This window comes from Mesorhizobium sp. M7A.F.Ca.CA.004.12.1.1, assembly GCF_003997835.1.
GTDB lineage: Bacteria > Pseudomonadota > Alphaproteobacteria > Rhizobiales > Rhizobiaceae > Mesorhizobium.
In genome coordinates this window covers 1-9718 of the sequence record NZ_RZRK01000159.1, presented here as the reverse complement: position 1 = coordinate 9718, position 9718 = coordinate 1, and the positions used below count along the sequence as shown (strand labels likewise).

8 protein-coding genes and 1 pseudogene are annotated in these 9718 nt (G+C 61.9%); 5 read left to right on the top strand and 4 right to left on the bottom strand.

All coding sequences use genetic code 11. The features are described 5' to 3' along the window. Positions 1–91 precede the first annotated feature (91 nt). From EN984_RS11095 to EN984_RS11080, 4 genes are all read left to right on the top strand, one after another. Positions 92–1213, top strand: coding sequence for an ATP phosphoribosyltransferase regulatory subunit (locus tag EN984_RS11095; protein WP_127272184.1), 1122 nt, complete (start codon positions 92–94; stop codon positions 1211–1213). Further along, on the top strand, positions 1210–1908 hold the full coding sequence (gene hisG, locus EN984_RS11090; protein ID WP_127272183.1) for an ATP phosphoribosyltransferase: 699 nt from the start codon (positions 1210–1212) through the stop codon (positions 1906–1908). The genes EN984_RS11095 and hisG overlap by 4 nt, the downstream gene beginning before the upstream one ends. A 331-nt stretch (positions 1909–2239) precedes the next feature. Then, complete coding sequence (locus EN984_RS11085) at positions 2240–4012, top strand: AMP-binding protein (RefSeq protein ID WP_127272182.1); 1773 nt, start codon at positions 2240–2242, stop codon at positions 4010–4012. Positions 4013–4081: 69 nt separating this feature from the next. Then, entirely contained in the window at positions 4082–5185 is a 1104-nt protein-coding gene (locus EN984_RS11080) for a calcium:proton antiporter (protein WP_127269260.1), read from the top strand. Positions 5186–5605: 420 nt separating this feature from the next. Here the strand turns inward: EN984_RS11080 and EN984_RS11075 are convergent. The 3 genes and pseudogenes from EN984_RS11075 to EN984_RS11065 form a co-directional block, all read right to left on the bottom strand. Next, positions 5606–5821: pseudogene (locus EN984_RS11075) on the bottom strand (DUF899 family protein); the annotation flags it as partial. A gap of 355 nt (positions 5822–6176) precedes the next feature. Further along, positions 6177–6761 (bottom strand): N-acetyltransferase, encoded by a 585-nt coding sequence (locus tag EN984_RS11070; RefSeq protein WP_206517178.1) that lies wholly within the window; start codon positions 6759–6761, stop codon positions 6177–6179. A 459-nt stretch (positions 6762–7220) separates the two neighbouring features. Further along, positions 7221–7904: a glutathione S-transferase N-terminal domain-containing protein gene (locus EN984_RS11065; protein ID WP_127269670.1), complete on the bottom strand. Its 684-nt coding sequence runs from the start codon at positions 7902–7904 to the stop codon at positions 7221–7223. Between the two features lie 348 nt (positions 7905–8252). Between EN984_RS11065 and EN984_RS11060 the strand changes: the two genes are divergently transcribed. Further along, positions 8253–9146, top strand: coding sequence for an SMP-30/gluconolactonase/LRE family protein (locus EN984_RS11060; protein WP_164748887.1), 894 nt, complete (start codon positions 8253–8255; stop codon positions 9144–9146). A gap of 45 nt (positions 9147–9191) precedes the next feature. Here EN984_RS11060 and EN984_RS11055 read toward each other — a convergent pair. Further along, positions 9192–9718 (bottom strand): LysR substrate-binding domain-containing protein (locus EN984_RS11055; RefSeq protein WP_245480054.1); only part of this gene is annotated, 527 nt, incomplete at its 5' end.

Here is a 9718-nt window from a genome sequence, read left to right as displayed (position 1 = left end):
GAGGGGGGCGCCGTAGAGCGCCGGCCTTCGCCTGGATCGTTGGCGCCTCTGGTTTGGGACCAGAGGGTCGTGCAGCACTGAGGTCAGCAAGTTGACCTCCCGCACCCCCGCCATCTCCACCGACATCACCAACCTCTTCGCCACGCGCAACACGCACGCCGTCGAGGTCGCCATATTGCAGCCGGCGGACCCCTTCCTCGACATGGCCGGCGAGGATTTGCGCCGCCGCATCTTCCTGACCGAAAGCGAGACCGGCCAGACGCTGTGCCTGCGGCCGGAATTCACCATCCCCGTCTGCCTCGACCACATAAGCTCGCAGGCCGGCACACCCCGCCGATATTCCTATCTCGGCGAGGTGTTTCGACAGCGCCGCGAAGGCGGCAACGAGTTCTTCCAGGCCGGCATTGAGGATCTCGGTGACCGCGATACCGCTGGAGCCGATGCCCGCTCGGTAGCCGACGCGCATGCGCTGCTGTCGCTGGTGCTGCCTGGTCAGGCGCTGGCGATCACGCTAGGCGACCAGACCATTTTCGAGGCGGTTCTGGCTGCCCTCGGCCTGCCGCGCGGCTGGCGCATGCGCCTTGCCCGTGCGTTCGGCTCGGCGCCGATGCTTGAGACGGCTCTCGCCGATCTCGCCAACCCGCCGCGCAACGGCCAGCTTTCCGGGCCGGTCGCCGCCCTCGTCCTCGATGGTGATCTGGACGGTCTTTCCGCCCATATCGCCAGCGGCATGGAAGAGGCGCGCCTGTCGGCGTCCGCCGGACGCGCGCCGTCCGACATTGCCCGGCGGCTGATCGAGAAAGCCGAGTTGCGCAGCGTTCGGTTGTCGAGCGGGGCCTTTTCCGCGCTGAAGGATTTTCTGGCGATCGACGTTCCGCTTGATGGCGCGGCCCAGGCACTGGAGACCTTCGCCACCGGCGCCGGGCTGTCGCTCGATGTCGCGCTGGAAAAGTTCGCTGCCCGCGCCAAGGCGATCGAGGCGCACGGCTTGCCGGCCGATAAAATCCGCTACGACGCCGCCTTCGGCCGCCCGCTCGATTACTACACCGGCCTGGTTTTCGAAATCGCGGCCGACAATGGCGACCGGCCGCTGGTCGGCGGCGGCCGCTATGACCGGCTGCTGACCCTGCTTGGCGCGAAGACGCCTATCCCCGGCGTCGGCTTTTCCGTCTGGCTCGATCGCATCGAGGCATTGCGGGAGACGGCGCCATGATCACGCTGGCGATCCCGTCGAAAGGCCGACTGAAAGAACAGGCGCTGGAAGTACTGGCCAAAGCCGGCCTCGCCGTCAGCCTGCCCGGCGACGAGCGCAAATACCACGCCCGCGTCGAGGGCCTGGACGATGTCGAAGTGGTGTTCCTGTCGGCTTCCGAAATATCAGGGGAGATCGGCCAGGGCGCCGTCGATCTCGGCATCACCGGCGAGGACCTGGTGCGTGAAAACCTCGCCGACTGGGAGAGCCGCGCCGAAATCGTCGCCCGTCTCGGCTTCGGCAATGCCGATGTGGTGGTTGCCGTGCCGGACATCTGGCTCGACGTCGACACCATGGCCGATCTCGACGACGTCGCCGCCGATTTTCGCCAGCGCCATGGCCGGCGGCTGCGCATCGCCACCAAATACTGGCGGCTGACGCAGCAATTCTTCTCGCAGAAGCACGGCATCCAGGTCTATCGCATCGTCGAAAGCCTCGGCGCTACCGAAGGCGCGCCGGCGGCCGGTCTGGCCGATGTCATCGTCGACATCACAACCACCGGCTCGACGCTGCGCGCCAATCATCTCAAGGTGCTGGGCGATGGCCTCGTCCTGCGCTCGCAGGCCTGTCTGGTGGCGTCGAAGAAGACACGGGCGGCGGCCGATGAAGCGGTCCTGCGCGACATCGCGGCGAAGATGGCGGCTGCGGTCGGATAGGAATTATTTCCTTGACCGGTGAGGGCAGCTATGCTACATTTTTGCCCATGGTGCTGATTTGCGCCGGTGACCCGCCGCCCAGGCGGGTTTTTTCGTTTTGGCGCGCTTCGTCAGCCAACGCGAAGCTCCGAAGCATCGTTGACCGGATCGTTGCCCTTTCACGACCATCGGCGGGATTTCCTCCACTCCGGCAGGCTGATAGGCTCGGCTAATGCATGTCGCCCAAAGTGATCTCGGTTTTGGGAGAACGACATGCATAAAAACAAGGACCTAGAACGCGTCGCATGATTCTGTTTCAGCGCGACGCACTTAGTCCCGGGAGGAGAGAGCGATGCCGGTCAATCTCGACGAGCTGAAGAACGCCAGCAATCTGCGCGGACCCGGCGCGCGTGCTGGCGGTGTCTTCGTCGCACCCGTCGACAACAGGGCGCATGTCTCTGGCGAACGCAGCGTGCCGCTGCTCGACAAGACCATCCCCGCGCTGTTTTCCGACACCGTCAGCAAATACGGCACGCTCGACGCCGCTGTCTTCGTCGATCAGGACAAGCGCTTCACCTGGAGCGAACTGTCGGACACGGTGGACGCGCTGGCTGCCGGCTTCCTGGCACTGGGGTTGGCAAAGGGCGATCGCGTCGGCATCTGGTCGCCCAACCGCTGGGAATGGCTGGTGACGCAGTTCGCCACCGCCCGCATCGGCCTGATCCTGGTCAACATCAACCCCGCCTATCGGTTGACCGAGCTCGACTATGCGCTGAACAAGGTCGGCTGCAAGGCGCTGGTCACCGCTGCCAAGTTCAAGACGTCAGACTATCTCGGCATGATCGAGACGCTGGCGCCCGAGATCGCCAAGGCCACACCGGGCAAGCTCAAGGCGCAGAAACTGCCGGCGCTGAAGATCGTCATCCGCATGGGCGACGAGAATTCGCCCGGCATGTTCAATTTCGGCGACGTGCTGGCCATGGCCGGGCGTGACGAGCATGACAGCCTCGACCGCATCTCGGAGAAGCTGAAGCCGGGCGAGGCCATCAACATCCAGTTCACCTCAGGCACCACAGGAGCCCCCAAGGGCGCGACGCTGACCCACAACAACATCGTCAACAACGGCAATTTCGTCACTTCGGCGATCAAGCTGACCGTCGACGACCGGCTGTGCATACCGGTGCCGCTCTATCACTGCTTCGGCATGTCGATGGGCACGATGGGCTGCGTCACGAAGGGCGCCACGATGGTTTTCCCGGGCGAGGGCTTCGATGCCGGCGCGACGTTGAAGGCGGTGGCTCAGGAACGTTGCACCGGGCTCTACGGCGTGCCGACCATGTTCGTCGCCCTGCTGGATCATCCGGATTTTTCCGCCTTCGATCTCTCCAGCCTGCGCACCGGCATCATGGCCGGCTCGCCATGCCCGATCGAGGTGATGAAGAAGGTGGTGTCGCTGATGCATATGGAACAGGTGACCATCGCCTACGGCATGACCGAGACCAGCCCGGTGTCGTTCCAGAGCGGCGTCGACGACCCCTTGGAAAAGCGCGTCTCGACCGTCGGGCGCATTCACCCCCATGTCGAGGTCAAGGCGGTCGATGCCGATGGCGCTACCGTTGCGGTCGGCGTACCGGGCGAGCTTTGCACGCGCGGCTATTCGGTGATGAAGGGTTACTGGGACGACGACGACAAGACCCGCGAGGCGATCGACAGCGACGGCTGGATGCACACCGGCGACCTCGCCACCATAGACGCCGAGGGCTATTGCAACATCGTCGGCCGGGTCAAGGATATGGTTATCCGCGGCGGCGAGAACGTCTATCCCAGGGAGGTCGAGGAATTCCTCTACCGCCATCCAAAGGTCAAGGAGGTGCAGGTGTTCGGCATTCCCGACGCCAAATATGGCGAGGAGCTGTGCGCCTGGATCGTGCTCAAGCCCGGCCAGATCTCCACCGAGCAGGAGGTCAAGAACTTCTGCGCCGGCCAGATCGCCCATTACAAGATCCCCCGCCACATACGCTTCCGCACCGAATTGCCGATGACGGTGACCGGCAAGCCGCAGAAGTTCTTGATGCGCGAGGCGATGGTGGAGGAACTGGGGCTGGTGGCGCAGAAGACGGCGTGAACGGGTGAACGCTTCGATCTGTCGGTGCGCGAATGCAGCCACGGTTCGCAGCAGCGCGCAGGGGCTTGCATGAGCGGTTTCGGACGTTCGGTGACTTCGTATGCGATGCCCTTGGCCGCCTTGGTGATGGCTGTCGCCGTCAGAGCCGGCGGACTGTCGGCGGACGAAGGTTCGCTGAGCGCCAGGATACTCGTCGGAGCGCTTTCGAGTGCGATTATGTTCACCACCATTTTCGTGGTCCTCGACCACGCCGAGGCGGTGGCTCGGCGTGTAGGAGAGCCCTACGGCACATTGGTGCTGACTTTTGCCGTGACGGCAATCGAGGTGTCGATCATCGTTTCCATGATGCTGCATGGAGAGAACAACCCTACGCTTGCACGTGAGTCTGTCTTTTCAACAGTGATGATTGCATCCACCGGCGTCGTCGGCACCTGTCTCGCGCTTGGCGGCTGGCGTCATCGCAAGCAGGCAATTGTTCGACAAGGGACCAGCGCATATCTCGCGGTTCTGATCGCGCTGACCATCATGACGCTTATTCTGCCAACCTACACACAAGCTACGGGGCCGGGCACATTTTCGGCAGCTCAACTTGGCTTTGTGAGCGTGCTTTCGGTGCTGCTTTATGCAAGTTTTGTGTTCGCGCAGACTGTCCGCCACCGAGAAGACTTTGTCGAAGGGCAGGCCCACGGTGTTTCGCTGCGGACTGCCCCTCACGAAAGCGTCTTTGCCGGCGCATTGCTGCTTTTGATCGGGCTGATTGGCATTGTCATGCTCGCCGAGCAGGTCGCCGCAAGCGTCGAGGATACGCTCGTTGCCTATCAGGTGACCCAGGCTGACAGCATTGTGGGGGCATTGATCGCCGGGCTGGTTTTGATGCCAGAGGCCATTTCGGCGGTTCGCGCTTCACTCAACAATGAGCTGCAACGCGGTTTGAATGTCGCGATGGGTTCCGCTTGCGCCACAATCGGTTTGACAATACCGGCGGTCGCGGCCGCCAGCCTGCTGACGGGAAGAGGGTTAACCCTGGGGCTTCCAGCGACTGACACAGTGCTTTTGATTTTAGCGCTCTTCATATGCAATGTGAGTTTTAGCACTGAAAGAACAACATTCTTGACGGGCGCTGTCCATATCGTGGTATTTCTTACATATATATTTCTTATATTTGTACCATGAAAACTTGGCCCAGGCTGGCAATTAGATACAGTGGCGCGACTGGTCGTCAACGGACTGCTTGGGTTCTTCAGTCTGGAAGCCGACAGCGAACTGCAGCCCGTTGCCTGAGATGGCGTTTCCGCTTCCGCACCGAATTGCCGATGACCGTGACCGGCAAGCCACAGAAGTTCCTGATGCGCGAGGCGATGGTGGAGCAACTGGGGCTGGTGGCGCAGAAGACGGCTTGAGGGCTGGCTTCGCGGTGCGGCTGGGTTGCTTTGAGCCAACTGTCGACGACGGCGACGAGGTAATGACGTCTCAATCGGGCCGAGAGCGGACTGGCGGCTTTGGGCGGCTTCCGCACAAAGCTGCCGGCCGTGAGCCGTGACGCAGAAAGGCTCATTTGTCATCCGAGCGTCATTCCACGGCTTCCCGGAGTGGCTACTCGTATCGATCGTGGCGACGTACCCAGTCCATTCCCTCCTTCTCGTTGCGGCCTTTCGGCATGAGGTCGAGCATGGCGTAGGTGCCCATCATCACCTCAACGCCGCGCCCGTAGGTGGAGTAGGTGCGAAAGACCTCGCCCGCGTGCTTGAAGAAGGCGCTAACGCCGGGCCATTCCTCGCCGGTCTCCCGCCATGGGCGTTCCCCGTTGCTGCAAACATCGTCATTTCCGGTCCTCGGTCGAATTCGGCGTTTCCAACGGTTGCGATCCGGAAACGCTATTTCGGACGGAGGCCAGATGGGAGTTACAAGTGTGACGTGATTTCAATGGGGGCCGTCTGCAGAATGGCGGTTCACCGCGCGGCAAGCGAGATAGCTGTCATAAGCTGATCTATAGGCGGGCAGCGGCCCTATCATCCCGCGAAGTTGGCACAGTTGCCAAGAGGTGCCCGCGATCCGCTTTCCCACCGGCGAGAAGGGCCAGGTGTGCGGCTTCGACGGTGTGCTCGACAGCTCCGTGGACGCCCTGAACGTCCCACAGGGTCAAACTATCTGATCAAACTGACGCTTAACGAGGTCGCCGCAGCATCGGGATGAGCGTCGGCGACGAACCGACCTGGATCGCGCCGAGCGATTCGAAGCCGTGCCGCTGGTAGAATGATATGTTGCGCGGGTTCGAGGATTCCAAATAGGCCGGCGCGTGATCGCGGTCGCACTGCGCGAGTGCGTACGCCATCAAGGCATCGCCGTGACCTTCGCCTTGATGCGCCGGGTCGACGCCGATCAGGGGCAAGTACCAATGCGGTTCGGTCGGGTGGTACGTGGCCATCTGCTCGAATATGGCCGCGGTTTCAGGGGCGAGAGAGGATTCAACCGTGCTCTCGATCACGGCGCCAAGCTCTTCCTCGTCGGAATGCACGCCGGGCGGCAGCCACAGCGCCGTCCCGGCGTAGCCGTCGGTGCAAAAGGCGCTTCCGTTAGAGAATGCCCTGCGCCCGAACGCGCGGGCCATTCGCGGCATGGCTGCAAGGTACGGGTGTGCATGCGGCCAGGTCCACCGCGCCATAGGGTCCGCTGCAAACGCCAGCACGATTATCTCGACCGCTGAATCTTCATCGGCTGCGTCCATAACTCTCACTGTCGGCGACTTCACGCTGCCCTCCTGACGTAGGTGGTTCGACGAGGCGCCCGCGCCCGTTCTCAGCAACGCATCGTAACCCGGATGGAGTGGGAGCGATACCGGTTGCTGTCGGCTCAGCGGTTCTGGAAAAGCTGAAGCTGCCCGGATCGTGCTCAAGCCCGGCCAGATCGCCCGCGACAAGATCCAGCGCCACATCCGCTTCCGCACCGAATTGCCGATGACGGTCACCCGGCAAGCCGCAGAAGTTTTTGATGCGAGGCGATGGTCGAGGAACTGGGGCTCGTGACGCAGAAGAAGGCTTGAGGGCTGGCCTCGCGCCGACGTCGAGCCGTGAACTCGATTGGCGTCTAATATCGCTGGGTCGTCCAGGCTGACATTGCACTGCATTGGTTGGGCATCCGAGCATCGCACTGAACCCGGCCGCCAGCGGTGCTCGAATCCACCGGCAGCAGAAACTGCCGGTGGCACGGGTCATACGGCATCTGCCTCGTTTTGCGGGAACATGGCGCGACGTGATTCCGCATCGAGATCAGCCTTGAAGGTATGCCTTGCCTTCATGTCCAGGGCTCGCTGGACCGCAGGGCGCTTGGTCGCCTCGTCCATGAAGCGCACGACATTGGGATAGTCGCCAAGACCCTTCTCGCCGAATGCATATCCGGCGGAGGCGGCCCAGCCCCAAAGCGCCATGTCGGCGATCGTGTACTCGTCGCCGGCCAGATAGCGGGCCTTTCCAAGCCGACGGTCCAGAACCGCGTAGTGGCGCTCGAGCTCCTTCACGTAACGATTTTTCGCATAGGCGATATCTTCCGGCGCGTAATGCAGAAAGTGGATTGCCTGGCCGGAAAACGGCGATAGGCCCGTTGCCACGAACTGAAGCCATGACAGCATCAAAGCCTTGGCCTTCAGTTCGCCCGGAATGAATTTTCCGTGCTTCTCGGCGAGGTAGAGGAGGATGGCGTGGGAGTCGAATATCGTCACCTCCCCGTCAACCATCGCCGGCACCTTGCCATTTGGATTGATCTCCCTGAATTCCGGCGTGTGCTGCTCGCCTTTGAAGATATCGACCGGCGAGACGTCGAAGGGCAATTCCAGCTCTTGCAGCAGCACCGCCACCTTCATCGAATTCGGCGTGGCGTGAAAATACAGATTGAGCATCTTTTTCTGTTCCATCGTTGAACATCCACCCAGTCCGCCCGATCGGCGTCTGCTGATGTTGAGCGCCTGAAACATGCTGGCCTGCCCGCCACCACGCCAATCGATCTTGCGGATTGGTGGCATCGAGCCCGTTCATGGCAGGTCGGGCGATCGGACGGGTTTGGATTTTGACAAGTCCCAAACCCATGAACGCGATCGATTCGTCTCATCGTGAAACGCGATTTCTCGAGGCGCGCTCAGAGTTCTAGAGCGGTGACATCAACCGACCGAAAGGAACCAATCATGATCTCTCGTTCTCTAATGTCTGGCGTCGCAGCCATGATTCTCTTCAACATTGTATCGCCATCGATGGCCGGCAGCACGGCTCAGGGGATTTCGTTCGCCTCCGACCAGAGTTATCCGGAGAGCATGACATGGTCGGCCAGGCAGGACACCTTTATGGTCGGCTCGGTGCGTCATGGCCTGGTGGCCAAGGTCGACAAAACCGGGAAGTACACGGTGTTCGTGCACGATGCGAGGCTGGTTTCCACGGCGGGTCTGCTCGTCGACGACAAGCGCAACACGCTTTGGGTGACGAACTCCGACCCGGGCGTCGGCGATCGCACCGGTGCGGCGAGCAAGGGCAAGCTTGCGGCGGTGGCCACCTACGATGCCACGACCGGCCAGCCTCGGGCCTATTACGATCTCGGCAGCCTCAGCGAAGGTACGCATTTTGCCAATGACATCGCGCTCGATGCCGACGGAAACGCTTATGTGACCGACAGTTTTGCTCCGATCGTCTATCGGATCGACACAGCGGGCAAGGCGGCGATCTTTGCGCAGGATCCACGGTTCACGAATGGCGACGGCTTCAAGCTGAACGGCATCGCCTGGCACAAGGATGGCTATCTGCTCGTGGGCAAATACAATACGGGTGAGCTGTTTCGCGTCAGTATCGCCGACCCCCGCACGGTCGAACCGGTTAAACTGCCCGAGGCCCTCACGGGTGCCGACGGCATTCAGTTGATCGATGACCAGCACCTCATCGTGGTGCAGAACCTGGGCGCAGATCGCACCGTCGAACTGGTATCCGCCGACGGGTGGGCATCGGCGACGATTGTCCGGCAGGAGCGCAGCATCATGTCGATGCCGACGGCCGCGGCGATCTTGGGCGACGATGTCTACGTACTGAATTCGCGGCTCGACACGCTGTTCGATCCGGCTGCCGACAAGGTTGGCGACTACCTGCTTCAGAAGCTCTGATTGCACGGCATGTGGTAGCCGGAACGATTGCGTGGTGTTCGGCCACTACCCCTCGTGACCGCTGCGAGCGCTCTGTATCACCAGTTTGCGCAGCCATATGTGGGCGGGGTCGCTGCGCATTCGTGGGTGCCAGAACAGGTTCATGGCGAACGGCGAGAGCTCCAAGGGGGCTTCGAACAGATCGAGAACTTGAGCGAAGCGCCTCAGGAAACGCCGGGGCAGGGTGCAGATCAGATCGCTGTTTTCCAGAACGAGCGGGGCCAGTGCGTAGCTCTGGATGGAGACCGTCACATTGCGCGAGCGGCTGATCTCGGCAAGCGCGTCGTCGATCATCCCTGCAAAATGCCCGCCGCTCGTCGAAATGAGCAGATGGTCGAGGGCACAGAATTCGTCCAGGGTGATTGACCCCTTGCCACGCGGATGGCCGTGCCGCTGGGCGGTAACGAATTCTTCTTCGAACAGCTTCTGCCCGATCAGACCACTCGAACCGTCTTCCGCGGCTCCGATGAAGAGATCGATGTCGCCCTGCTCCAGATGCTCGACGATCCTCGGCTTGTTGGGCACCGTAAAGG

What these genes read in the sequence shown, in the direction of transcription:
- hisG (WP_127272183.1), top strand. Translation starts at nt 1,210, where the DNA reads ATGATCACGCTGGCGATCCCGTCGAAAGGCCGACTGAAAGAACAGGCG.
- EN984_RS11085 (WP_127272182.1), top strand. Translation starts at nt 2,240, where the DNA reads ATGCCGGTCAATCTCGACGAGCTGAAGAACGCCAGCAATCTGCGCGGA.
- EN984_RS11080 (WP_127269260.1), top strand. Translation starts at nt 4,082, where the DNA reads ATGAGCGGTTTCGGACGTTCGGTGACTTCGTATGCGATGCCCTTGGCC.
- EN984_RS11065 (WP_127269670.1), bottom strand. Translation starts at nt 7,904, where the DNA reads ATGCTCAATCTGTATTTTCACGCCACGCCGAATTCGATGAAGGTGGCG.
- EN984_RS11060 (WP_164748887.1), top strand. Translation starts at nt 8,253, where the DNA reads ATGGCCGGCAGCACGGCTCAGGGGATTTCGTTCGCCTCCGACCAGAGT.